Consider the following 22,654-nt stretch of genomic DNA (forward strand, 5'->3'; position numbering starts at 1 on the left):
GAAAGACGTCCATGAAGTCTAGAATAGCAGCTCTCGCGGCATCCATGTCGGTCGCGCTATTGACCTCGCTGCCCGCGACGGCCGCTGACTACGTCATCGACACCAAGAACGCGCATGCGTCGATTACCTTCCGCATCAAGCATTTGGGCTTCAGCTGGCTCACGGGACGCTTCAACAAGTTCTCCGGTAACTTTACCTTCGACGAAAAGAACCCCGACGCTTCGAAAGTGAAGGTCGAGATCGATACCGCGAGCGTCGATACCAACCACGCCGAGCGCGACAAGCATTTGCGCGCCGCCGATCTGCTTGCCACCGACGAGTTCCCGACGGCCACGTTCGAGAGCACGAGCGTCAAGGCTGAAGGATCGGATAAGGCGAAAATCACCGGCAACCTCACGCTGCACGGCGTCACGAAGGAAATCACCATTGACGCCGAACGCATCGGCGGCGGCAAGGACCCCTGGGGCGGCTATCGCGATGGCTTCGTCGGGACCACGGAATTGACGCTCGCCGATTTCGGCATCAAGCGCGATCTGGGACCCGCAGCGAAAACGGTGGAACTCGAGCTCAACATCGAAGGCATTCGCCAGTAGGCGAAGCGCTCTACCAGCGAAAGACTGCGGCGCCGCCGGTCAATCCGGCGCCCGCCGCGGTCATCAGCACCGTATCGCCGCGCGTGTAAGGCCTGTTTTCGGCCGTAGCCGAAAGCGTAAACGGGATCGTCGCCGCAGAGCTGTTGCCGAACGCTTCGATCGTCGAACGCAGCTTCTCGGGCGCGATATCGAGTTGATGCGCAAGCGTGCCCATCATCCGGTCGTTGGCTTGATGCGGGATGAGATGATTGACTTGGCCAGTCGAAAGCCCCGCCTTCGCCAAAGCCTTCTCCGCACAGTCCGTCATCATCGCGACAGCGCCGGCGTAAACGGCCCGGCCGTCGTTCATCACCATCAGCACGTCCTTGGGATCGGTGATCTTTGAAAACGGCTTGCGGCTCCCGCCGCCAGGTATCGTGATCAGATCGTACTGCTGACCTTGCGCCGCTAAATGCGCGCCGATAACGCCGGCGTCCGCGCGCGCGCTGGGTGCAAGCAACACGGTACCTGCCGCATCGGCAAAGAGGACGCTGCTCGCGCGATCCGCTTCGTTGATCCGGCGGGAAAGAATGTTCGCCGCGATGACGAGAACCGGCATCTGCTGCGTTCTGACGAAACTATCAGCCAAGGTGAGTGCATAAATGAAGCCGGCGCACGCACCCGCCATGTCGATCCCTCCGGCACTCGCCAGTCCGAGGCGATGCGCGACGAGCGGCGCCGAGGGCGGCAGCAAGTGATCGGGCGTCGAGGTGGCAAGCAACAGCAGACCGACGTCATCTCGCGAAAGCCCGGCGCGCGCCAGCGCCATATCTCCCGCTTTCACCGCAATGTCGGAGAGCGCTTCGCCCTCGGCCGCATACCGCCGCTCTTCGATCCCCGTACGCCGCTTGATCCAACCAGCCTCAAGGCCGAGCCGCGCCTCGATTTCGCTGTTGGGAACAACGCGCTCCGGTGCATAGTGCCCAAAGCTGACAATTTCGACGCCCGTCATGACAGCACCTCGTCGACGGCTTCGACGATGCTGCGGTAGACGAACTGCAATTCATCCTTGGTCGTGCAGTAAGGCGGCATCACGTAGACGGTCGATCCCAACGGACGAAGCAGCACGCCGCGTTCCAAGAGCCGCGCCCGCAGGTCCAACGCAACATTGGCGAGATAACCGGCTTGCGTATCGGCGATTTCAAAAGCGGTTATCGTGCCGGTCTGGCGCAGGTTCACGAAGCGCGCATCGGCTGCAAGATCGTTCAGGCACAGAGCCTGGCTTTGCGATACCGCCAAAATCCGTTCGATAACGGGCTCCGTGCGCCAGACTTCGAGGTTGGCGGCCGCCGCCGCGCACGCAATCGGATTGGCGGTATACGAACTCGAATGAAAAAACGTCCGCGAACGGTCTTTCGAGAAGTGCGCATCATAGATAGGCGCCGAGCACATCGTGACCGCGAGCGGTATCGACCCGCCCGTCAGGCCCTTGGCGAGGCAGAGAATATCCGGAGGAATGCCCGCCTGCTGGCAGGCAAACACGGTGCCGGTCCGTCCGAAGCACGTCATCACTTCATCCGCGATGAAGAGCACGTCGTGCGCTTTGCAGATGCGGTGCATTTCCTTCAGCGTGTCAGCGTCATACATCAGCATGCCGCCCGCGCCGAGGATCAAAGGCTCGCAAATGAAGGCGGCGACATCGCCTCTCCGGCAGGCGATTTCGAGCGCATCGAACGTCGGCTGAGCATGGTGAGGCTTGGGGCGCGGAATCCGCCCAACCTCGAACAGCAAGGGCTCATAGGCAGCGTTGAACACGCCGCGCGCACCCGCCGACATCGTGCCGATCGTGTCGCCGTGATAAGCATCCTCCAGCGCGAGAATGCGCGACCGCGACTGCCCCGTGTTCTTCCAGTAGCCAAGCGCCATTTTCAACGCGACCTCGACCGAGGTCGAGCCGCTGTCGGAAAAGAACAAGTAGCGCAACCCTTCGGGCGCGATCTTCAGCAGCCCATCCGCGACGGCTTCCGCCGGCTCATGCGTGAACCCCGCGAAGATCACCTGATCCAGCCGCTCGGTCTGCGCGCGCATGGCCGCGATGATTTTGGGATGCCGGTGTCCGTGCGTAATGACCCACCACGATGAGACGCCGTCGAAGATGCGCTTGCCCTCCGGCGTCTCCAGCCACGCGCCTGCCGCACGCGCAATCGGCGTCATTGCAGGTTCGAGCCCATGCTGCGTGAAAGGATGCCAGATCGAACTCGATGTCATGGGCCGACAGCCCCGATATCGAGAACATCCGCCACCGAGAAATTCTCCGCGAACGCAGCCTGCAACGTGTCCGCATCAAGATGGCTGAGACGCGGCAACCGGCCGAGCCGCCGCACGGCGCCGAACGCTGCAATCGTCCGCTCGCTGTCGGCATTCTGGTTGCCGATGAAGGCGACGCCGATGATCGGAATGGCACGCCGCTTCAGCGCCTCGATGGATAGAAGCGAATGATTGATCGTGCCGAGTTCCGTAGAAGCACAAAGAATGACGGGCAGCCGCCACTGCGCCAGCAGGTCGATCTGCAACATCCGGCGCGTCAGCGGCACCATGAGACCGCCCGCGGTCTCGACCACCAGCGGCGTCGGCAGCCCGAACGGCGAAAGCTTCTTCGTGTCGATCTCGACGTGGTCGATCTCGGCGGCAAGATGCGGCGAGGCCGGTGTATGCAACCGGTACTTCTCCGGAATGATCCGGGAAGAGGGCAGGTGGGTGAGCCGGCTGACCGTCTCCGAATCCGTCCCTCCAGCCAGCCCCGATTGCACGGGCTTCCAATAATATCCGTCGAGTGCGTTCGTCAGCGCCGCGGAGAAAACGGTTTTGCCGATGTCCGTGCTGGTGCCGGCGATCACGATGCGGATGGTCATGCCGCGGTCTCCGCTTCCGCTTCGGCGATATCGTCGACGAGGCGCGTGATGTCAGCTTCCTCGACATTGAGCGTGATCGTCAGCCGGAGACGTGATGTGCCCTCCGGCACCGTCGGCGGACGAATAGCGCGAATGTCGTAGCCCCGGCTCTGCATCGATTTCGCCATCGCGACTGCGGGAACATCGCCGCCGACGACGAGCGGCAGGATCTGCGAACCAGACGGTGTAAACCGCGTCTTCGCTCTCAACTCGCGTTCCGCGTGCGCGAGGAGAGCCATCAAGCGCTCGCGCCGCTCGGGCTGCGTCCGGCAGATGTCAATTGCAGCACGCACGGTCGCAGCGATCAGCGGCGAGGGAGCCGTCGCGTAAATGAATGGCCGCCCGCGATTGACGAGAAAATCTCTGACGACGCGCGGGCCAATCACCAATGCGCCCATGGCGCCGAGCGCCTTGCCGCACGTATGCAGACTGATGACGTTGTCGTGGCCTTCAAGATCCGCCGCGAGCCCGCGTCCTTCCGGGCCGAACACGCCGGTCGCATGCGCTTCATCGATAATGAGCACCGCATCGTGACGCCGCGCGATGGCGAAGAGGTCGCCGATCGGCGCGCGGTCGCCGTCCATGCTGTAGAGGCTTTCGATGACGATCCACGGCTGGCCGGTTCCACCCGAGCGCCGCCACGCCGTTATCGCGTCCTCGAACGCCTGCGCGTCATTGTGGCGAACCTCGACCGCGGTCGCCTTCGAAAGACGCATGCCGTCGTGCGCGCTCGCGTGAATGTATTCGTCGTAGGCAATGAGATCGCCGCGTGCAGGCAGCGTCGAAAGGAGCGCCGAATTGGCGATGAACCCGCCGCCGAAATAAAGCGCTGTCTCGCCGCCGAAAAAGCGAGCCGCCTCCTCTTCAAGCGCTTCGTGCTCCTCGTGATTGCCGCGCAAGAGCCGCGAGCCGCCGGCTCCAACCGGCACGCCACGCGCAATCGCCTGCTCAACGGCTTGCGCAAGCTCGCGCGACTTCGCGAGCCCCAGATAATCGTTCGAGGTGAAATCGATGCCGTGCGCCGCTTCGAGCGTTCTCAAACGCCCGCGGCGCAGGAGCGCGTCGAGCGCACGCTCATGATTGGCAGGCATCCCGCTGAACCGTAGTGGACGCTAACTCTGCCCGGTGAGATTCGTCGCTCTCGATTTCGAGCGCCGAAAGACCGAGCTTTGCAAAAAGCTTGCTGTCCTTGTCTTCGCCCGGATTGTCGGCGGTGAGCAGCGTTTCGCCGACGAACACCGAATTGGCGCCGGCGAAGAAGCACAGCGCCTGCATTTCGTCCGTCATTTCGGTGCGGCCTGCGGAGAGGCGCACGAACGACTTCGGCATCATGATGCGCGCAACCGCGATGGTGCGCACGAAATCGATGGGATCGATCCGCTCGGTGTTTTCGAGCGGCGTGCCCGGAATGGCGATCAGCATGTTGATCGGCACGCTTTCGGGATGCTCATCGAGATTGGCGAGCGTGACCAGCATGTCGACGCGGTCCTGCCGCTCTTCGCCCATGCCGACGATGCCGCCCGAGCAAACCTTCATGCCCGCATCGCGAACCCGCGCCAGCGTGTCCAGCCGGTCGGCGTACGTCCGCGTGGTGATGATCTTGTCGTAGTAGGCTTCCGACGTATCGACGTTGTGATTGTAATAGTCGAGACCGGCATCGCGCAGCTTGACGATATCGTCGTCGGATAGCATGCCGAGCGTCATGCACGTTTCCATGCCGAGCGACTTGACGCCTTCAACCATGGCAACGACGACGTCCATGTCGCGTGCCTTCGGGCTGCGCCATGCAGCGCCCATGCAGTAGCGGGTCGCGCCGGCGGCCTTCGCCTTCTTGGCCTCCGAGATGACGCGCTCGACTTCCATCAGCTTCGAGGCTTTAAGCCCCGTCTTGTGGTGTGCGGACTGGCTGCAATAGCCGCAGTCCTCGGCGCAGCCGCCCGTCTTGATCGACAGGAGGCGGCTCATCTGAACTTTATTCGGATCGAAAGACGTCCGGTGCACGCTCTGCGCGCGAAACAGCAACTCCATGAGCGGCAGCTCATAGAGCGCCAGCGCTTCGGCGCTCGTCCAATCATGGCGGATTGCGGGACCTCCGCGGCTGCTGGCAAGCGCAGAGGCATCGAGGCGGCTAACGGTTGATGTCATTCGGGTGCAATCTCCACGGGGCAGACGTCGCCCCGGTCCGGAGAAGATGTTTGCACCGCTTCCGCCCCGGCTAGCAACCGCCAAAATGCCTCCCTTGACCGGCGGGAAAGCCCGAAAACGCCAGGATAGCGCTTTTAGTTAAGATCTTCCGGCAGAGCGGGCAGGATGCCGAACGGCACGCCTTCCTCGGACAGCGACTGCGCCTCCTCGAGTGTCGAGGTCCCGCGAATGTGGCGTTCCTCGGCTTCACCGAAATGGATCTTTCGCGCTTCTTCGGCAAAACGCGTTCCGACGTCTTCCGAGTTCTCGAAAATGCTCTTTTTGATGGCGCGCAGTGCCTCGAGCGCCACCTTCGCGTCGCCGCTTTGCATGGGAATGGCGTTGGTGTTTGCGTTGGTCTGACGCGGAGCGACTGACGTCTTGGTCACGATCGACGGCGCCATGGGCTGCTTCGAGATATCGAGCGAACCACACAGCGGGCAGCTAATCTCGCCGGCGCTTGCTTGCGCGTCATAGTCGGCGCTGGCGCGAAACCAGCTTTCGAATTCATGTCCGGAAGGACATCCCAGAAGGTATTTGATCACGATTCATGCACCAGGGAAGGTGCCTTCGAGTTTGCGACCACGATATTGAAATCGCGGTCATGCAGTAGCGACGGAATGCGCCGCCGCACTTGATCGACGTAAGCCGAGTCGATATCGGCAACGACGACGCCCGGGTCAACCCCGGCTTCTGCGAGAATTTCGCCCCACGGCGAAATGATGATGCTGTGCCCGAAGGTCTCGCGCCCATTCTCATGGAGGCCACCCTGTCCGGCCGCGAGAACATAGGTGCCGGTCTCAATAGCGCGGGCGGCGAGCAGTGTATGCCAATGGGCCTCGCCCGTTGTGCGGGTGAAAGCAGCCGGCGCTGCGATGAACTTCGCGCCTGCTTTCGCCAGCGCCCGGTGCAGAGCCGGGAAGCGCAGATCGTAGCAAATGGTGAGCCCAAGCGATCCCCACGGCAGGTCGGTGAGGATGGCGTTAGGTCCCGCCTGATAGTTCACGCTCTCGCTGTAGGACTCGCCGCCGCCGAGATCGACATCGAACATATGGATCTTGTCGTAGCGGGCAGCGATCGTTCCATCCGGAGCGATGACGTAGGCGCGGTTGGCAAGTTTCCGCTCGCCGACCTTCACCGCCATCGAACCGATGTGAAGCCACAGATTGCGTTTGCGCGCAGCATCGCTGAACGCGGCGAGCGCGGCATTGCCTTCTTCAGGCTTCGTTTCGCTCATGAGACGGTCCTGATCGAGTTCCATCAGCGTCGTGCATTCGGGCGTCTGAACGTAAGACGCGCCGCGATCCGCCGCTTCGTTGATGAATGCGATCGCGTCGGCGACGTTGCGCTCAACGCTCCGCCCGGCTCGCATTTGAACGAGAGCGGCACGGAATGCTGTCTTGGATCGCGAGGACATGATCAGGCTGCTGTCAAAAGCGTATCGAGGCGGCCAGAACGCTCAAGGTCGAAAAGGTCATCGCAGCCGCCGACGTGGACGTCACCAATCCAGATCTGGGGAACCGTTCTCCGGCCGCCGGCCCGCACACTTAAATCAGCACGCAAATCATTGCGGCCCGTGAGGTCGATTTCCTCGAACGCGGCGCCTTTGCGCCGCAACAGGTCCTTGGCCATATGGCAGTAGCAGCAATTGCCAGCAGTATAGACCGTCACCTTCTGCATTTCTAAGGCGCCTCTCAACACGCCGTACGGACACTTCGAATCAAAACTAAACCGTTCCCAAGGCCGTGCAACCTTGCATCGCAGATTTGCGCCGCTGTGCCGCGGCTAAGTCACGCTCTTTGCAGTCTCAGGAATATCGTTCTGAAACAATTGCAAGAGCGAGAACATCGACCCTGCGAGCGCCAGCCCGTTTCAGGGCGCGGGTGGCGGCCGATGCCGTGGCCCCGCTCGTAATGACATCGTCAACCAGAACTATGGCTTTTCCAGCAACCGCCGGCAATTCACTCTGGGGTACACGGAAGACGCCTGCCACATTTCGCATACGTTGGGCGCGGGTGAGCCCGATCTGGTGCGCGGTCGACCGGATCCGCTGAAGCGCGAATGGGTTGACCGGCTTTCCCATTCTCCGCCCCGCTTCCACGGCGAGAATTTGCGATTGGTTAAACCTGCGCGCCAGCAGCCGCCACCGGGCGAGCGGCACTGGCACAAGGAGGTCAGTCTCCGCCAGAAGATCGCGTCCAAACTCCGCGAGCCATCGCCCGAACAGCCGTCGCGCGTTGTGGCTATCGTGGAATTTGAAGCCGTGAATAAGGCCCCGCATCAGCCCGTCGAAGCTGGCAACCGCACGGGCGCGATCGTAATACGGCGGATCTGCGATTGCCGCTGCAGAGAGTGTGGGCGCGCCGGGATCGAGGCCGGCATCGAAAGCGAGCGGGATGCCGAGCCGGTCGCAAAGCGGCGGCCGGATGAAGTTGATCTGCCGCCAGCACGACGGGCAGAGCGCGTCGTGGTCCATGATCCGGGTACGGCAGCCGAGGCAGACAGGCGGCAGAAGCATATCGAGTGCCGCGCGCCGAAGCCGGGCGAGAGGACGAACACCCATGAGCGCATCGGAAGACCGGCTCCGGCGGCCCTCGCTCAGGTCATCGTCGTCCGTGCTGGCCTCTGCAACCATATGACTGTTCGACATTGCACAACCCTAGCGCAACGCGCTAACGCCAGCGAGAACTTCGATGCGGGGGAACCCCGGGCAGACCACGTTGGCTGGGGTCTCAACTCAATAGAAAGGCTGGCGAATGCCCGGCGCACCGCGGATCTTCGACCGATCATCGATCAGACAGCGCCGTGACCGCGCCGCCGCCAAGGCAACTGGCGCCAGCCTCCCGGATTTCCTGCTGGAGCGGGTGGCCGATGATTTCGCCCTGCGTCTGTCTCTCGTGCGCCGGGATTTTCCCCTCTGCGTCAGCCTCGGCGCCTATCATGGCCTGCTGGCGGAGCGGCTGCGGCAGCTGCCGTCCATCGGCACGATCATCGATGTGGAGCCCTCCTTCGCGGCTCTCGCGCGCGCCGGCGGGCTGAAGGTCGTGGCCGACGAGGAGGCGCTGCCGTTTGCAGCTGGCAGCCTCGATCTTGTGATGTCCGGCCTCTCGCTGCACCTCGTCAACGACCTGCCGGGCGCACTCATCCAGATCAACCGCGCCCTGAAGCCGGACGGCCTTTTCCTCGGCGCGATGCTGGGCGGCGAAACGCTGAAAGAGCTTCGCGAGGCCTGGATCATCGCCGAGGACGAGGTTTTGGGTGGTGCCTCTCCTCGCGTTGCGCCGTTCGCGGATGTGCGCGAATTGGGCGGGCTTCTGCAGCGCGCGGGTTTCGCGTTGCCCGTCGCCGATAACGACATCGTCGAGGTGACCTACGCGTCTCCGTTGGCGCTGATGCAGGAATTGCGGGCGATGGCAGCCAGCAATCCGCTGACGGAACGCCGCCGCACGCCGGTGACGCGCGGCCTGCTGCTGCGCGCGGCTGAGATCTATCAGGAGCGGTTCGGATTACCGAACGGCCGCATTCCGGCGACGTTCGAAATCGTCACGCTGACCGGCTGGGTGCCGCACGAAAGCCAGCAAAAGCCGCTGCAGCCAGGCTCAGCCCAGGTCAGCCTCAAGGACGTGCTGAAGCCTCGCTCAACAGATCCCTCAGCCAAGGGATGAGCGGCTCGTCAGCCGGCGGCATCGGATAGCGGTTGAGATCGAGCGCCCGCACCCATTTGACGGTCTGCCCTTCGCGCGGCCTGATCTCGCCGTCCCACGTCCGGCAGAGATAGAGCGGCATCAGCAGGTGGAAAGTCTCATACGCGTGGCTCGCGAAGTTGAACGGCGCGAGACACGTCCGGCAAAGCTCGATGTCGAGTTCTTCCTTGATCTCGCGGCAAAGCGCATCTTCCGGCGTTTCCCCCGGCTCCACCTTGCCCCCAGGAAATTCCCAGAGACCGGCCATGGATTTGCCTTCCGGGCGCTGGGCAATGAGCACCCGGTTGTCGTCGTCGATGAGCGCGACGGCGGCAACGAGAAGCAACGGCTTCATGAGCGCCGCCTCAGCAGATATGCCGTCTCTACAAGGCGCGTGACGCCGCGCTTTTTCAGGTTTTGGCTGCCTGCCAGCCCATCGCGCGCCTCGAGCACGTCGATCTCGAAGGCCGCGCCAAAAAGCCGGCGGACCTCATCCGGAGAAACGGAGAATGGCGGCCCCGTGATTTCGCCCTCGGGATACTCGATCGCGATCAGGAAAATGATGGCCTCACGCGGAATAATGCGCGCCAGCGTTTCGGCATATCGGACGCGCATGTCCGGCGGCAACGCGATCAACGCGGCACGGTCGTAGACGGCTACGGCGTCTTTGACGACGTCGGGTGTCATCTCGAAGAAATCGCCGCAATAGATCTCGAACGGCCCGGCCGAAGAAACCTCGAACCCGCCCGACGAAGAGCGGTTCGGTACCTGCCCGCCTTCCTGGAAGAACTCGCGCACCGCCATATCCGACAGCTCGACCCCGATCACGCGATGGCCCTGCGTCGCCAGCCAAACCATGTCGCGGCTTTTGCCAGCCAGCGGAACGAAGACAGTGCTTGCCTGCGGCAGCCCAAGCTTCGGCCAGAAGCGCAACAGCTGCTCATGAATGTGCTGCTGGTGAAACCCGATTTCGCGGCTCTGCCAACGCTCGTGCCAGAATGCCTTATCCATGAGATCTCAGCTTTTCAGCTCCGGTAATCGGCATTGATCGATACGTATCCATGCGTGAGATCGCAGGTCCAAACGCGGGCGTGCGCTTCGCCGACGCCGACGTCGACGCGAATGAGAATTTCCGAATTCTTCATGTAAGCGGCGACGGTCTTTTCGTCGTACTCCTCGGCGCGCTCGCCATCCCGCGCCACGCAATGCGGTCCAAACCAGATCGCAAGCTTGTCGCGATCGGCGGCCTCACCCGACTTGCCGACGGCCATAACGACCCGGCCCCAGTTGGGATCCTCACCCGCGATCGCAGTCTTGAGAATGGGTGAATTGGCGCAGGCAAGCGCAATCGTCCGCGCCGCCTCCCAAGACTTGGCGCCGCCGACCTCGATGGTGACGAACTTCGTCAAACCCTCGCCGTCCTTAGCGACCTGGATCGCAAGATCGCGCATCAGGTCGAACAGAGCCTCGGAGAATGGCTCGAGCCGTTCCGACTTCGCCTTCGTGATGGGCTTCTGTCCGCGAGCCTCCGCTTTGCCCGTCGCAAACATCAGGCAGGTGTCGCTGGTCGAGGTATCGCCATCGACGGTCATGCAGTTGAACGTCGTCTGCACGTGCTCGGACAGAAGCTTCTGCAACACGTCGGGTGCGATTGCAGCATCCGTGAAGATGAAGCACAGCATCGTCGCCATGTCGGGCGCGATCATCCCCGCGCCCTTGCAGAAGCCGTTGATCGTAACCTCGACGTCGCCGATCAGCGCCTTTCGCGTCGCGAGCTTCGGAAACGTGTCCGTCGTCATGATCGCCCGTGCCGCCTTTTCGAAGGCGTCGGGCTGTACCTCATTGGCGAGGCGGCCGAGCAGATGCGCGAACTTGCCCGCATCCAGCGGCTCACCGATGACGCCGGTCGAAGCGACGAACACCTCGTGCGGCTTGCACCCGACCGCTTCGACGGCATGCGCAACCGTCTCGTCGACAGCGTCGCTGCCCTTTTTACCGGTGAAGGCATTGGCATTGCCGGAGTTGACGACGAGCGCCCGGGCTTCGCCTTTCTTCAGGTGTTTGCGGCAGGCAAGCACAGGCGCGGAGGCCGTTTTGGACTGCGTGAGCACGCCGGCGACAGATGTTCCCTCGTCGAGCACAGCGAGAAGCAGGTCGGTGCGGTTCTGGTAGCGGATGCCGGCCTCGGCAGTCGCGAAGGCGACGCCTTCGATGATGGGCAGTGTTGCAAGCGTCTTGGGTGCGAACGGCGAAACGTCCGAGGCTTTGCCCATGAGGGATCTCCGGCCGGGGGATGGGGTATGAGGCTCCCCCTCAAACAGATCGGGCCGCCATAATCAAGCGGCCCGAGCAGGAACTTCGTGACTGAACGAGAAAACCGGAAGTTCAGGGCTTCGGCGCTTCCGCCGGGGCTTCCTTCTGGGCGTCCTTGGGAGCTTCCTTTGCGGGCTCCGTGGCTGCCGGCTTTGACTGGCTCTGGATCATCGCGTTGCGCGCATCGACGGCTTTCTTGATGTCCGGATCGACGATCTCGATCTTCGACTTTCCGCGCAGACCGACAGCCGTCTGCTGGGCCTTCTGCAGAAGCAGCGACTGGATGATCCGGTCCTTGACGATGTCGAACGCCGGGGGCTGCTTCGTGCGCCGGTCCTCCAGCTTCACGAGGTGCCAGCCGAACTGGGTCTTCACCGGATCGGAAACTTCGCCCTTCTTCAGCTTGAAGACGATCTCTTCGAACTGCGGCACCATCTGCCCGTGACCGAAGTAACCGAGGTTTCCGCCGTCATCCTTGGAGCCGGGATCTTTCGAGTTCTCCTTGGCGAGTTCAGCAAAGTCGGCGCCCTTGGCGAGCTTGTCCTTCAAAGCCTTGGCTTCGTCTTCGGTGGCGACAAGAATATGCCGCGCGGATACTTCTTCCTCTGGCTTCAAGAGCTTGACCTGATCGTCATAGATCTTGCGAGCATCAGCATCGGTGACAGAAGCCTTGATGACCTTATCGAAGTACAGCTCGCGCAGGGCGCGGCGCTTCAGATAGTTGAGGCGGGTTTCGAAATCGGACCCCTGGTTCAGCTTCTCGGCTTCCGCAGCCTCGGCGAAGAGCTGGTTGTCGATGAGGAATTCGAGGAGCGACATGCGCTTCTGCTCGGCGGGCATCGTGCCCATGTCGGAGCCGATCTCGCTCTCGGCAACGGCCAGATCGCCTTCGGTGATGGGCTTGCCGTCGATGGTGGCGATAACCTTGTCTTGCGCCAGCGCCGTGACAGGCGCGGCAAAGCCGGCCAACGCGAAAGTCATGAGAATAAGGGGGATGCGCTTCATCAGCGTCGGCTCCGCATTGAGGTTGAGGATCTAGAAACCACCGTCTCGGGGCTCGAGCGGGCACGACGGCGGCACCGCACGCGGGCGGCCAGCAGCGGGCTTCGATAGCCGTCCAAGGCCGGAAAACCAAGTTAATTCTTGGCCACGAGGATAAAATCTCCTACCTCGGCGTTATGGCGCAGAACATTGACAGTAAGGGGGGCTAGTTCTTATGTCTGCGCCTAATCGCGTCGGGTATTTAGGGCCCGTGTCGACCGCGCAATTCGCAAGCGCCGAGGGAACGTTGACGCAGCCGTGGCGGGGGAAAGTCTCCAGCCGCGCATTCTTCGCGTGATGCTGCCCGGCGACAGGAAACTGAATCGGCTGCCCGCTGACGGCGGGGCCAATATGATGAAATTTGCAGGGACGGACCCAAAGATATGCTCTCGTTCGGTGATCTGGCTTCGAAAATATTCGGCTCCTCGAACGAGAGGAAAGTCAAAGGCTTCCGGTCTCGCGTCGCAGCGATAAACGCGCTGGAAGCCGAGCTGCAGGATCTCTCCGACGAAGAGCTTCGGGCGCGCACGGAACAGTTCCGGAAAGAGCTGGAAGGCGGCAAGACACTCGACGACCTGCTTGTCCCCGCCTTCGCGACCGTCCGCGAGGCCGCCAAGCGCACGCTCGGCCAGCGCCACTTCGACGTTCAGCTCATCGGCGGCATGGTGCTCCATCAGGGCGACATCGCCGAGATGAAGACGGGCGAAGGTAAAACGCTCGTCGCCACCCTCCCCGTCTACTTGAACGCGCTGACGGGTAAGGGCGTGCACGTCGTGACCGTCAACGACTACCTCGCCAAGCGCGACGCCGACTGGATGGGCCAAGTCTACCGCTTCCTCGGCCTCACCGTCGGCTGCATCGTGCACGACATGAGCGACGAGGCCCGCAAGCTCGCCTACGCCTGCGACGTGACCTACGGCACCAACAACGAACTCGGCTTCGATTATCTGCGCGATAATATGAAGATGAACTACACCGAGATGGTGCAGCGGCCGCACATCTACGCGATCGTCGACGAAGTGGACTCGATCCTCATCGACGAAGCGCGCACCCCGCTGATCATTTCGGGCCCCCTCGATGACCGCGCCGACCTCTATCAGTCGATCGACGAGCTGATGAAGATCGTTACGCCCGAGGACTTCGAACTCGACGAGAAACAGCGCCAGGTTTCATTCACCGAAGCCGGCAACGAGAAGATGGAGCGCGCGCTTGAAGAAGCCGGACTTCTGAAGGGCACGCTTTACGACATCGACAACGTAACGATCGTCCATCACCTGACGCAGGCGCTGAAGGCCCATAAGCTTTTCCAGCGCGACAAGGATTACATCGTCAAGGGCGGCCAAGTCGTCATCATCGACGAGTTCACCGGCCGCATGATGCCCGGCCGCCGTTATTCGGAAGGCCTGCATCAGGCTCTCGAAGCCAAGGAAAAGGTCGAGATCCAGCCCGAGAACCAGACGCTGGCGTCGATCACCTTCCAGAACTATTTCCGCCTCTACAAGAAGCTTGCCGGCATGACCGGTACGGCGATGACGGAGGCCAGCGAGTTCCTGGATATTTATGGGCTCGAAGTCATCGAGATCCCAACCAATCTTCCCATCAGCCGTATCGACGAAGACGATGAGATCTACCGCACGCAACGCGAGAAGCTCGCTGCCATCGTGCAGTCGATCGCCGAAGCCAAGGAGCGCGGACAGCCGATCCTCGTCGGAACGACCTCCATCGAGAAGTCCGAGCAGCTCTCAGAGCTTTTGAAGGACCACAAATATCTCCAGGAGCTTGCCAAGCAGCTCGAAGAGCAAGCAGCAAGCCTCAAGCCCGGCAAGGAAGAAGAGCTTCGCAAGCATCTGACCGATATGGCAGCGCTTCTGAAGAAGTTCGCAGCGAACAAGGGCGACGCGATCCCGCACCAAGTCTTGAACGCGCGCTACCACGAGCAGGAGGCGAACATCGTTGCCCAGGCCGGCCAGCCTGGAGCCGTGACGATCGCCACCAACATGGCGGGCCGCGGCACCGACATTCAGCTGGGCGGCAACGCCGAGTTCCGTCTGCGCGACTGGATCGCCGAGGAAACCGCCAAGGGCACGCCGCCAGACGAATCTGCCATCAGCACCAAGCGTGTTGAACTCGTCGCCGACGTCGCGGCGAACAAGAAGAAAGCGCTCGAGGCTGGCGGCCTCTACGTGCTCGCGACCGAACGCCATGAAAGCCGCCGTATCGACAACCAGCTTCGCGGCCGTTCCGGCCGTCAGGGCGACCCGGGCCGCTCGAAATTCTATCTCGCGCTCGATGACGACCTGATGCGCATCTTCGGCTCCGCGCGCATGGACAAGGTGCTCCAGACGCTAGGCCTGAAGGAAGGCGAAGCGATTACGCATCCATGGATGAACAAGTCGCTCGAAACCGCTCAGAGAAAGGTCGAGCAGCGCAACTTCGAAATGCGCAAGCAGATCCTGAAATACGACGACGTGATGAATGACCAGCGAAAGGTCATCTTCGAGCAGCGCCTCGACATCATGGGCCAGGAAGACGTTTCCGAAACGGTCGTCGAGCTTCGCAACGAGCTGATCGACGAGTACGTCACCCGCTTCATCCCGCCGGCGGCCTACGCCGAGCAGTGGGACACGAAGGGCCTCGCCGGCGAGATCTCAAACGTCTTCGGGCTCGAACTTCCCATCGATGCCTGGGCGGAAGAGGAAGGCATCGCCGATCAGGAGATCAAGGAGCGCATCAAGGCGGCCGTCGACGCCAAGGCGAGCGCCAAGGAGCAAGAGCTTGGAACCGAGCTCTATCGCCAGATCGAGAAGATGGTGCTTCTCCAAACCCTCGATCACCTCTGGCGTGAGCATCTCGTGACGCTGGAGCATTTGCGTCAGGTCATCGGCTTCCGTGCCTACGGCCAGCGCGATCCGCTGAACGAGTACAAGTCCGAAGCCTTCATTCTGTTCGAGAACATGCTGGGCCGCTTGCGCGAGAACGTGACGGGCCAGCTGATGCACGTCGAAATGGCGCCGCCCGAGGAGCAGCCCTCGCTGCAGCCCGTCGAACTGCCGCCGATGGAAGCCCATCACGTGGATGCCACGACGGGTGTCGACGAGTTCGAACCTGATCCCGAGCTCGCGCTGGCAGACGCCGCAATCGCAGGCGCCCGCGCGCGCCGCGCCGCGGGTCCCGAGCCCGAGAAGCGGGCGCCGCTGCAAAGCCGAAAGAACGATGGCGCAGTCGATCCCAAGGACGCCGCAACCTGGGGCCGCGTATCGCGCAATGCCCCCTGCCCGTGCGGATCAGGCAAGAAGTACAAACACTGCCACGGCAAAATGGATTGATTGAAAGATTGAAATAAAAAAAGGCCGGCGCAGTCATCTGCGCCGGCTTTTTTTTGTCCAGTTAAGTCCGCTCAGCCCTTTTAGTGGCCCTTCGTCTTTCCCGTTTCGGAGGGCGCTGGCTCGCCATGGTCCCCGCCGCCTGCAATCCGGTCAGACAGCGCCAAGAGCACGCTCGAAACCACGAACACGACGTGGATGATGACGAGCCACATCAGTTCCTTCTCGCGCTCAGGCGTCACCGTGGTGAGCGACATGAACTGGCGCAGCAGCTGAACGGCGGAAATCGCGACGATCGACGACAGCATCTTGAGCTTCAGAGCCGCAAAGTCGATTGTGCCCATCCACGCTGGCCGGTCGCCATCGTCCGAATGATCCATCTTCGAGACGAAGTTTTCGTAGCCCGAGAAGATGACGATGATGAGCAGCGAGCCCGTGAGCGTCAGGTCAACGAGCGACAGCAAGCCCAGGATGACGTCCGATTCACTCGACGAGAACGCGATGGCCGCGAGATGGATGAGCTCCATCATGAACTTGATCAGCAGAATGACCAGCGATGCTGCCAGGCCGAAATAGAATGGCGCGAGAAGCCAGCGAGAGGCGAAAAGCATGCTTTCCGCTCCGATTTCGACGCGCTTGATGAAGGTTTTTTCGGCCATTTGATCCTCAATCTGTGATTTTGAGTCTCTATTGCAACCATGGCTGCGCAACGCAAGCGCAACACTGTCGCCCGTGGAGACGCCCGCTACGTAGGATTGCGAGACGGCGTTCTCAAGATTCAGGAAGCCTAACGAATGAGACGCCAGGAAAACATTGGTGGCGGAGCATCACTCTCCAGGCTCGTCTGAATCTGGGGTGTCGCCGTGGCTTTCGACTGAGCCGTTTGCGCGGGCTTCGGCAGGAAGGGAGAGGGCCGCGGGACGTTATTGAGCCATTGCTCCTGCTCGCGGATGGAGGCGAGCGTCGGCCCGCACGCATCGAGCGTCCCGGGCAGCTCGCGACCGCGGGCTTGTTGGAAAATATAACGGCCGCTGCAGACGCCGACGAGCGGGGGCCGCTGCGTCCGCTCAAACAGGTCGTACCCTTCCTTCAGGTTGTTCCAGAACGGCGACCATGGCGAGGCGCTCTGCGCCGCCATGTTTTCATCCGTCATGCGGAAGGGGAAAATATGCACCGGCACCCGCTGCATTCCCGCATCTATGGCGGCAATTGTCAGCTGGTGGATCTCTTCCGAAACGGGGTTCGTCATCGCAAAGCAGCCCACGGATGAGCATCCGCCATGGATGAGGATGTCTGAGCCGGTTCGCGCCTGCGATTGATCGAGAATGTTGGGATAGCCAAGATCGATCGACACCGGCCACCGGCCCACGTGCCGGGCCTGGGCGCGCGTGACCGTGTAGAAGCCCTCCGGCGCCTGCCGGTCGCCGTCGCGAAGCTTTGGCCCAAGCGTGCCTGACCAGTGGCAGATCGGATAGGTCGCAAAGAGGACGAAGCGATCATCCTTCTGCTTCCAGATCTCGAGTTCGGATTCGGTCTTGAAGATGCGTATGAGAATGGGCGAGGCGAGCGTCACACCCTTCTCGCGCAGGCGCTGCTGAAGCACCGCCACGTCGGGCGTTCCCGGAAGCGGAAGTGCTCCTGTCGCCGCTGCGCGCTGCCGCTCGACGCGATCGGCGGCGACATCTTTCAGTTCGATCGTGAGCGCATGTGCCGGCCGGCTCACGGCATGACCAATCGCGACGAGGCCGAGGAGCATCGCCGCGACGGACTTCAGACGCGTTGAACCGTACGACACCATGGATCTGCGACCGGTACCTATATCTCGCGAGCCAGACATTATCGCTCAGGCAGGCGATTCGAAGTGTCTTTTTGCCAACAGGCGGCCTCAGAAGCGCTTCTATGAACGGTTAACTGCGCGCGTCCTCGGTTGTGCACTTGTCGTCGATCGAATCAACGCTCGCCGAGCCCTTTTCGCCGGGCTCAAACCGGTATTTGCCGCCACAGACGGCCACCTTCGGCGGGACCCTGCTGGTCTCGAACAGATCGTGCCCCGCCTTCAAGGACGTCCACAGACCAATGTGAGGATTGCTCGCGTGCTTGGCGAGCATCTCATCCGTCATGCGGAAGGGAAAGACTTGAACTTGAAAGCGCTTTTGGCTGCCCGCGAGCGCTGCGGTGACCAGCTTCCAGATTTCCTGCATCTGCGGGTTCGTCATCGCAAAGCAGCCGATCGAGCCGCAGCCGCCGTGCACCATGATGAACGAGCCGGTGCGGCCCTGGGCGCGGTCGAATGCATTCGGGTAGCCCAGATTGAACGAGCGAAACCAGCGGCTGTTCGGATTGAGCGCTGACGCATCGACCGTATAGAAACCTTCAGGCGCCTGCCTGTCGCCTTCCCGTTTCTTCGGGCCGAGGTCGCCTGACCAGCGGCAGATGGGATACGTCGCAAAATGGCGGAAGACGCCGTCTCGCTGCATCCATAGCTCGAGCTCGAATTCGCTTTTGAAAATCCGGATGAGGACAGGCGCGCCTTCGATAAGCCCGGCGCTCTTGAGGCGCTCAGCATAATTCGCAAGATCAGGTTCGCCTGGCATCGGCAGGCCGAAATCCGCTCTCAGCCGTCTCATATGCCGCTCGTACTTGATGAGCGCCACATCCCCGTTCGGAAATTTCGGCAGCCACACCGGCACCGAGACGAACGCCAGCACGCCAAGCGCGACAAGGACAAGGCTTAGCCCCAGAATCCGTCCAAATGAGCGTCTGCGCTGCTGTCGCAACTCGGGCCAACCTCCGTTATGCGCGATTTAAACCGCGGACTGCAGAATCAGTTCGCGTTGGTATCAGCCGATGACGGCAGCGCTGTGGAGCGCGACTGCTGCTGCTTGGCGACCTTGATTTCCGCGAGTGAGGGTTCGCGGTCCGGGTCCGTGATGCCTTTGAGCTTGTTGCCGCTCGCGACATTCACTTCAGAGGGCTCAGGCAGCGGCGTAAAGGCGGTGACAGGCGGCCTGGCGAGGGGGGGGCACTGTCCTGCGGGATCGGGCCGGCTGCGCGGTATCGCATCGACCACGTAGCGGCGCTCGCAAACTGTGATGGTCGGCGGAATGCGATACTTCTCGAAATAGTCGTAGCCCTGCTTCAGCGTCTTCCAGAAGCCGTACCATTGGTTCGACTTCTCTCTCGCCATCCGCGCCTCCGTCATCCGGAACGGATAGGCGTGGAGCTGGAAGCTCGGCTGACCCGCCTTCAGCGACTCGCGCGTCAGCCCATAAATCTCTTCCATCAGCGCATCCGTCATCGCGTAGCAGCCTGCGGATCGGCAGCTGCCGTGCACCATGACGGAATCGCCCGTGCGGCCCCACGAGCGGTCGAATGCGTTCGGGTAGCCGAGATTGAACGACAGATAGTATTTCGAATTCGGGTTCATCAAAGCGGGCGTGATCGAATAGAAGCCCTCCGGCGCCTGCCGGTCGCCCGTGCTGAGCTTGGGCCCGATCGCACCCGACCAATTGCAGATTGGGTAGGTCCTGAAATGGTAGAAGTGCCCGTCGTCGCGCTGCTTCCAAATTTCAAGCTCGGATTCTTCCTTGAAGACACGAACGAAAACCGGCGACCCGGGCTGCATGCCTTTTTTTGCAAGCAGCGCCAGCGCCTCCTTCGAGAGCGGGACTTCCGAAGGCGGGGGAATGGTGGGCGCGCTCGAGCACGCGGCGAGCATCGCCGCGGCGGCCAAAGCGATGATCAGCGCAGCAGCTCGCATCATCGAGCCAGCGTTCGTTCCCACCAATGCGCCCTTCACGTCCCCAAAGAATGCCCTGTGCCCGAGTCGGCAACCGTCAGTGCAACGCACTCGAATGATTACTGAAATCGGCGGAGACCAGAGTCAAATCCGAAGCCTCCGCCCGAGTATCGGGCGAAAATACGGCATCACGGTGGGTTGGCGCCTCCAGGCGGCTTTACCGCCCGATCGACAAAAACCGCTCGTGACGCTGCGCGCGGATATCTTCCGGCGACTTGCCGTCGAACTCCGCAAGCATACGGGCAATCGCATTGCCCGTGGCGATAATCACTGATTCGCGGTCGCGATGCGCGCCGCCGGTCGGCTCCTTCACGATGGCATCGATCACGCCCAGCTGGTCGAGATCCTGCGCCGTGATCTTCATGTTCGTGGCAGCTTCTTCTTTCTTGTTGCTGTCGCGCCAGATGATCGAAGCAGCACCCTCCGGCGAGATGACCGAGTAGATGGCATGCTCGAGCATGAGGATGCGATTGGCCGTCGCGATCGCGATGGCGCCGCCCGAGCCGCCCTCGCCAACGATGACGGTCACGATCGGCACGCCGAGCCTGAGGCAGCACTCGGTCGAGCGTGCAATGGCCTCGGCCTGGCCGCGCTCTTCGGCACCGATGCCGGGATAAGCGCCTGGCGTGTCGACGAACGTGATGACCGGCAGATTGAAACGCTCAGCCATTTCCATGAGGCGCACGGCCTTGCGATAGCCTTCTGGCCGCGCCATGCCGAAGTTGTGGCGGATGCGCTGCTCGGTATCGGCGCCCTTCTCGTGACCGAGGACGAGCACCGAACGATTGCGGAAACGGCCGATGCCGCCGACGATGGCTTCGTCTTCCGCGAAATAGCGGTCGCCGGCGAGCGGTGTGAATTCTTCGATGAGGCCGCCGATGAAGTCGAGGGCGTGCGGCCGTTCCGGATGCCGCGCGACGAGCGTCTTCTGCCAAGGCGTGAGCTTCGCATAGGTGTCGGCCAGAGCGGCCTTCGCCTTCTGCTCGAGCTTTGTGATCTCATCGGCAATGTGCGGACCCTTGCCCTCGGTCTGCATCGCCTTGAGCTCGGCAACCTTGTTTTCGAGCTCAAGGATCGGCTTCTCGAAGTCGAGATAAGTACGCAATGCGGTCGTAGCGTTCACGGAACTTTGGCTTTCCTAAACTGCGCAACTGAAGCGTGCGGCAAGGGCTTTATTCACGTGGCACATTCGCCACGGCTCGCTTCAGGTGTCAAGGCATGAGGCCCCGGCCGCCCATTTATGGGCTTGCCGCGCGCCCCCAATGCTTAACTTTCGCCTTCCGATAGGCGCCGCACGGTTGGCGCAATCGCGAACATCAATGCCGCAGCGACGGCGACGATCCCGGCTTGCGCCAGGAACGACAGGGCCAGCGCGTCGGGATCGGTTGCGGTAAACGCGCCCCCGATGTCGCCGGCAAGCTTGTTCCCGAAAGCCGTGGCCAGAAACCAGATCCCGAGCATCTGGCCCGACATTCTGGAAGGCGCGATGCGGGTCATCGTCGAAAGCCCGACCGGGCTCAGCATCAGTTCGCCCGCCGTGAACAGGAAGTAGAGCCCGATCAACCATAGCGGTGAGACCCGGCCCTCAGCGGCAAGCGCAGCCGCAGGAACGATCAACAAGAAGGACGCGGAGAGGAGCACGAGCGCGAAGCCGAACTTGAAGGGCGACGACGGCTGCTGCCGGCCGAGCTTCAGCCAAAGAGCGGCGAAGAGGGGGGCCAGCAGGATGACGAAGATGGGATTTGCGGATTGATACCAGGACGAGGGGAATGAAAACCCGAAGACCTCGTTGCGGGTCAGCGTATCGGCGAACAGGGTGAGCGACGTGCCTGACTGTTCGAAGATCGCCCAAAACGTCATGGCCGCGATGAAGTAGACGCCGATGGCGGCCAGGCGCCGGGAATCGGGGGTCTGCCGCGCAACGCCGTAGACGATCACCATCAGCGGCAAAGCGACGAACAGCCAGCGCAGCCAATGGAAGCCGTCCACGTCCGCAAGTAGCGCGATGCCGAGAAGGAACAGCGAGCCGAAGCCGACGAACAGTCCCTGGCGAATGACCGATCCAGTCGAGTCAGGGCTCCCGGCGTCCGGATCTTCCAGCTCGCGCATTTTCCAAGCGAAGATCAGGATCGAAGCCGTCATGCCGATGCCGGCCGCCGCAAATCCCCAATGCCAGCTCTGATTGGGGTCGAACCCGGCTTGCGCGAGCCAGCCCTTGAAGACGCTGCTCTGGGCGAGGAAGCCCGTTACCAGCGGCGCTAAAAAAGCGCCGATGTTGATGCCCATGTAGAAGAGCGAAAATCCGGCGTCCCTCCGCGGATCGTCTTTCGAATAAAGAGCGCCGACGAGAGCTGAAATGTTGGGCTTGAAAAGGCCGGTGCCGATCGCGATGAGCGCGAGGCCAACGTAAAAGAACTCACCCGTGGGCCAGGCCAGCGCGTAGTGACCGAACGCGATGGCGGTGCCGCCGAGAAGCACGCTGCGCTTCGCACCGATCAGCCGGTCCGCGATGAAGCCGCCGGGAAGGGCGAGAAGATAAACCGCCATCCCGTACGTGCCATAGATGCTGCCGGCGTCGGGTGTGGTAAAGCCGAGACCACCTTCGGCGACCGGAGCCACCATGAACAGAACCAGCAGCGCCCGCATGCCGTAGAAAGAAAAGCGCTCCCAAAGCTCTGTAAAGTAGAGCGTTGAGAGCCCGCGCGGGTGCGATGAAAGGCCGAGCCAGGAGCCGCGAGGTTTCCGCACGACCGAAGCCGTGTACCTCGGTGAAGCTATTTCATCGCTC

22 protein-coding genes are annotated in these 22,654 nt (G+C 62.0%); 3 read left to right on the forward strand and 19 right to left on the reverse strand.

Annotated elements, in window-relative coordinates; all coding sequences use genetic code 11:
• The first annotated feature begins 11 nt into the window (after positions 1-11).
• Complete coding sequence (locus VFG26_RS17155; RefSeq protein WP_325027255.1) at positions 12-593, forward strand: YceI family protein; 582 nt, start codon at positions 12-14, stop codon at positions 591-593.
• Between the two features lie 10 nt (positions 594-603).
• Here the strand turns inward: VFG26_RS17155 and VFG26_RS17160 are convergent, their stop codons facing one another.
• The 9 genes from VFG26_RS17160 to VFG26_RS17200 all read right to left on the reverse strand — a co-directional run bounded on the left by VFG26_RS17160 (position 604) and on the right by VFG26_RS17200 (position 8,357).
• Positions 604-1,584 carry a beta-ketoacyl-ACP synthase III gene (locus VFG26_RS17160; RefSeq protein WP_325027256.1) on the reverse strand — a complete coding sequence of 327 codons (981 nt, stop codon included), beginning with the start codon at positions 1,582-1,584 and terminating at the stop codon, positions 604-606.
• Positions 1,581-2,840, reverse strand: a complete 1,260-nt coding sequence (locus VFG26_RS17165) for an adenosylmethionine--8-amino-7-oxononanoate transaminase (protein ID WP_325027257.1) — start codon at positions 2,838-2,840, stop codon at positions 1,581-1,583. The genes VFG26_RS17160 and VFG26_RS17165 overlap by 4 nt, the downstream gene beginning before the upstream one ends.
• Entirely contained in the window at positions 2,837-3,484 is a 648-nt protein-coding gene (gene bioD / locus VFG26_RS17170) for a dethiobiotin synthase (protein WP_325027258.1), read from the reverse strand. The genes VFG26_RS17165 and bioD overlap by 4 nt, the downstream gene beginning before the upstream one ends.
• Positions 3,481-4,614: an 8-amino-7-oxononanoate synthase gene (locus VFG26_RS17175; protein ID WP_325027259.1), complete on the reverse strand. Its 1,134-nt coding sequence runs from the start codon at positions 4,612-4,614 to the stop codon at positions 3,481-3,483. Before VFG26_RS17175 ends, bioD begins: the two co-directional genes overlap by 4 nt.
• Positions 4,598-5,668, reverse strand: a complete 1,071-nt coding sequence (bioB, locus tag VFG26_RS17180) for a biotin synthase BioB (protein ID WP_325027261.1) — start codon at positions 5,666-5,668, stop codon at positions 4,598-4,600. The genes VFG26_RS17175 and bioB overlap by 17 nt, the downstream gene beginning before the upstream one ends.
• Before the next feature lie 134 nt (positions 5,669-5,802).
• A complete protein-coding gene (locus VFG26_RS17185; RefSeq protein WP_325027262.1) occupies positions 5,803-6,252 on the reverse strand; it encodes a DUF1178 family protein in 450 nt (149 codons plus the stop codon).
• Positions 6,249-7,124, reverse strand: a complete 876-nt coding sequence (locus VFG26_RS17190; protein WP_325027263.1) for a carbon-nitrogen hydrolase family protein — start codon at positions 7,122-7,124, stop codon at positions 6,249-6,251. Before VFG26_RS17190 ends, VFG26_RS17185 begins: the two co-directional genes overlap by 4 nt.
• Positions 7,125-7,126: 2 nt before the next feature.
• Entirely contained in the window at positions 7,127-7,387 is a 261-nt protein-coding gene (grxC, locus tag VFG26_RS17195) for a glutaredoxin 3 (protein ID WP_325027264.1), read from the reverse strand.
• A gap of 127 nt (positions 7,388-7,514) precedes the next feature.
• Complete coding sequence (locus tag VFG26_RS17200; RefSeq protein WP_325027265.1) at positions 7,515-8,357, reverse strand: ComF family protein; 843 nt, start codon at positions 8,355-8,357, stop codon at positions 7,515-7,517.
• A gap of 106 nt (positions 8,358-8,463) precedes the next feature.
• On the opposite strand from VFG26_RS17200, the gene VFG26_RS17205 reads away from it, so the two are divergent.
• The gene (locus VFG26_RS17205; protein WP_325027266.1) at positions 8,464-9,372 is read left to right on the forward strand and encodes a methyltransferase domain-containing protein; all 909 of its coding nucleotides are present in this window, start codon (positions 8,464-8,466) and stop codon (positions 9,370-9,372) included.
• Here VFG26_RS17205 and mutT read toward each other — a convergent pair.
• The 4 genes from mutT to VFG26_RS17225 all read right to left on the reverse strand — a co-directional run bounded on the left by mutT (position 9,323) and on the right by VFG26_RS17225 (position 12,708).
• Positions 9,323-9,745 carry an 8-oxo-dGTP diphosphatase MutT gene (gene mutT, locus VFG26_RS17210; RefSeq protein ID WP_325027267.1) on the reverse strand — a complete coding sequence of 141 codons (423 nt, stop codon included), beginning with the start codon at positions 9,743-9,745 and terminating at the stop codon, positions 9,323-9,325. The two genes, VFG26_RS17205 and mutT, sit on opposite strands and share 50 nt — an antisense overlap.
• Positions 9,742-10,401: a thiopurine S-methyltransferase gene (locus VFG26_RS17215; protein ID WP_325027268.1), complete on the reverse strand. Its 660-nt coding sequence runs from the start codon at positions 10,399-10,401 to the stop codon at positions 9,742-9,744. Before VFG26_RS17215 ends, mutT begins: the two co-directional genes overlap by 4 nt.
• 14 nt (positions 10,402-10,415) lie before the next feature.
• The gene (gene argJ, locus VFG26_RS17220) at positions 10,416-11,663 is read right to left on the reverse strand and encodes a bifunctional glutamate N-acetyltransferase/amino-acid acetyltransferase ArgJ (protein WP_325027269.1); all 1,248 of its coding nucleotides are present in this window, start codon (positions 11,661-11,663) and stop codon (positions 10,416-10,418) included.
• A gap of 112 nt (positions 11,664-11,775) precedes the next feature.
• Positions 11,776-12,708, reverse strand: coding sequence for a peptidylprolyl isomerase (locus VFG26_RS17225; RefSeq protein ID WP_325027270.1), 933 nt, complete (start codon positions 12,706-12,708; stop codon positions 11,776-11,778).
• A gap of 419 nt (positions 12,709-13,127) precedes the next feature.
• Between VFG26_RS17225 and secA the strand changes: the two genes are divergently transcribed.
• Positions 13,128-16,070, forward strand: coding sequence for a preprotein translocase subunit SecA (secA, locus tag VFG26_RS17230; RefSeq protein WP_325027271.1), 2,943 nt, complete (start codon positions 13,128-13,130; stop codon positions 16,068-16,070).
• A gap of 80 nt (positions 16,071-16,150) precedes the next feature.
• On the opposite strand, the gene VFG26_RS17235 is transcribed toward secA, so the two are convergent.
• The 6 genes from VFG26_RS17235 to VFG26_RS17260 all read right to left on the reverse strand — a co-directional run bounded on the left by VFG26_RS17235 (position 16,151) and on the right by VFG26_RS17260 (position 22,614).
• Positions 16,151-16,726 carry a TIGR00645 family protein gene (locus VFG26_RS17235; RefSeq protein WP_325027272.1) on the reverse strand — a complete coding sequence of 192 codons (576 nt, stop codon included), beginning with the start codon at positions 16,724-16,726 and terminating at the stop codon, positions 16,151-16,153.
• Positions 16,727-16,854: 128 nt separating this feature from the next.
• Positions 16,855-17,865 carry a murein L,D-transpeptidase family protein gene (locus VFG26_RS17240; protein WP_325027323.1) on the reverse strand — a complete coding sequence of 337 codons (1,011 nt, stop codon included), beginning with the start codon at positions 17,863-17,865 and terminating at the stop codon, positions 16,855-16,857.
• Positions 17,866-17,974: 109 nt separating this feature from the next.
• On the reverse strand, positions 17,975-18,844 hold the full coding sequence (locus VFG26_RS17245; protein ID WP_325027273.1) for a murein L,D-transpeptidase family protein: 870 nt from the start codon (positions 18,842-18,844) through the stop codon (positions 17,975-17,977).
• Between the two features lie 47 nt (positions 18,845-18,891).
• Complete coding sequence (locus VFG26_RS17250; RefSeq protein ID WP_325027274.1) at positions 18,892-19,851, reverse strand: murein L,D-transpeptidase family protein; 960 nt, start codon at positions 19,849-19,851, stop codon at positions 18,892-18,894.
• A 172-nt stretch (positions 19,852-20,023) separates the two neighbouring features.
• On the reverse strand, positions 20,024-20,971 hold the full coding sequence (locus VFG26_RS17255; protein WP_325027325.1) for an acetyl-CoA carboxylase carboxyltransferase subunit alpha: 948 nt from the start codon (positions 20,969-20,971) through the stop codon (positions 20,024-20,026).
• A 161-nt stretch (positions 20,972-21,132) separates the two neighbouring features.
• The gene (locus VFG26_RS17260) at positions 21,133-22,614 is read right to left on the reverse strand and encodes a peptide MFS transporter (protein WP_325027276.1); all 1,482 of its coding nucleotides are present in this window, start codon (positions 22,612-22,614) and stop codon (positions 21,133-21,135) included.
• Between the last annotated feature and the right edge of the window lie 40 nt (positions 22,615-22,654).

Origin of the sequence: Hyphomicrobium sp., assembly GCF_035687085.1 — a bacterium.
In the GTDB taxonomy this organism is placed as follows: Bacteria; Pseudomonadota; Alphaproteobacteria; order Rhizobiales; family Hyphomicrobiaceae; genus Hyphomicrobium_B.

Coding starts and splice junctions, on each gene's coding strand:
- VFG26_RS17155 (WP_325027255.1), top strand. CDS start 12: ATGAAGTCTAGAATAGCAGCTCTCGCGGCATCCATGTCGGTCGCGCTA.
- VFG26_RS17160 (WP_325027256.1), bottom strand. CDS start 1,584: ATGACGGGCGTCGAAATTGTCAGCTTTGGGCACTATGCACCGGAGCGC.
- VFG26_RS17165 (WP_325027257.1), bottom strand. CDS start 2,840: ATGACATCGAGTTCGATCTGGCATCCTTTCACGCAGCATGGGCTCGAA.
- bioD (WP_325027258.1), bottom strand. CDS start 3,484: ATGACCATCCGCATCGTGATCGCCGGCACCAGCACGGACATCGGCAAA.
- VFG26_RS17175 (WP_325027259.1), bottom strand. CDS start 4,614: ATGCCTGCCAATCATGAGCGTGCGCTCGACGCGCTCCTGCGCCGCGGG.
- bioB (WP_325027261.1), bottom strand. CDS start 5,668: ATGACATCAACCGTTAGCCGCCTCGATGCCTCTGCGCTTGCCAGCAGC.
- VFG26_RS17190 (WP_325027263.1), bottom strand. CDS start 7,124: ATGTCCTCGCGATCCAAGACAGCATTCCGTGCCGCTCTCGTTCAAATG.
- grxC (WP_325027264.1), bottom strand. CDS start 7,387: ATGCAGAAGGTGACGGTCTATACTGCTGGCAATTGCTGCTACTGCCAT.
- VFG26_RS17200 (WP_325027265.1), bottom strand. CDS start 8,357: ATGTCGAACAGTCATATGGTTGCAGAGGCCAGCACGGACGACGATGAC.
- VFG26_RS17205 (WP_325027266.1), top strand. CDS start 8,464: ATGCCCGGCGCACCGCGGATCTTCGACCGATCATCGATCAGACAGCGC.
- mutT (WP_325027267.1), bottom strand. CDS start 9,745: ATGAAGCCGTTGCTTCTCGTTGCCGCCGTCGCGCTCATCGACGACGAC.
- VFG26_RS17215 (WP_325027268.1), bottom strand. CDS start 10,401: ATGGATAAGGCATTCTGGCACGAGCGTTGGCAGAGCCGCGAAATCGGG.
- argJ (WP_325027269.1), bottom strand. CDS start 11,663: ATGGGCAAAGCCTCGGACGTTTCGCCGTTCGCACCCAAGACGCTTGCA.
- VFG26_RS17225 (WP_325027270.1), bottom strand. CDS start 12,708: ATGAAGCGCATCCCCCTTATTCTCATGACTTTCGCGTTGGCCGGCTTT.
- secA (WP_325027271.1), top strand. CDS start 13,128: ATGCTCTCGTTCGGTGATCTGGCTTCGAAAATATTCGGCTCCTCGAAC.
- VFG26_RS17235 (WP_325027272.1), bottom strand. CDS start 16,726: ATGGCCGAAAAAACCTTCATCAAGCGCGTCGAAATCGGAGCGGAAAGC.
- VFG26_RS17240 (WP_325027323.1), bottom strand. CDS start 17,865: ATGGTGTCGTACGGTTCAACGCGTCTGAAGTCCGTCGCGGCGATGCTC.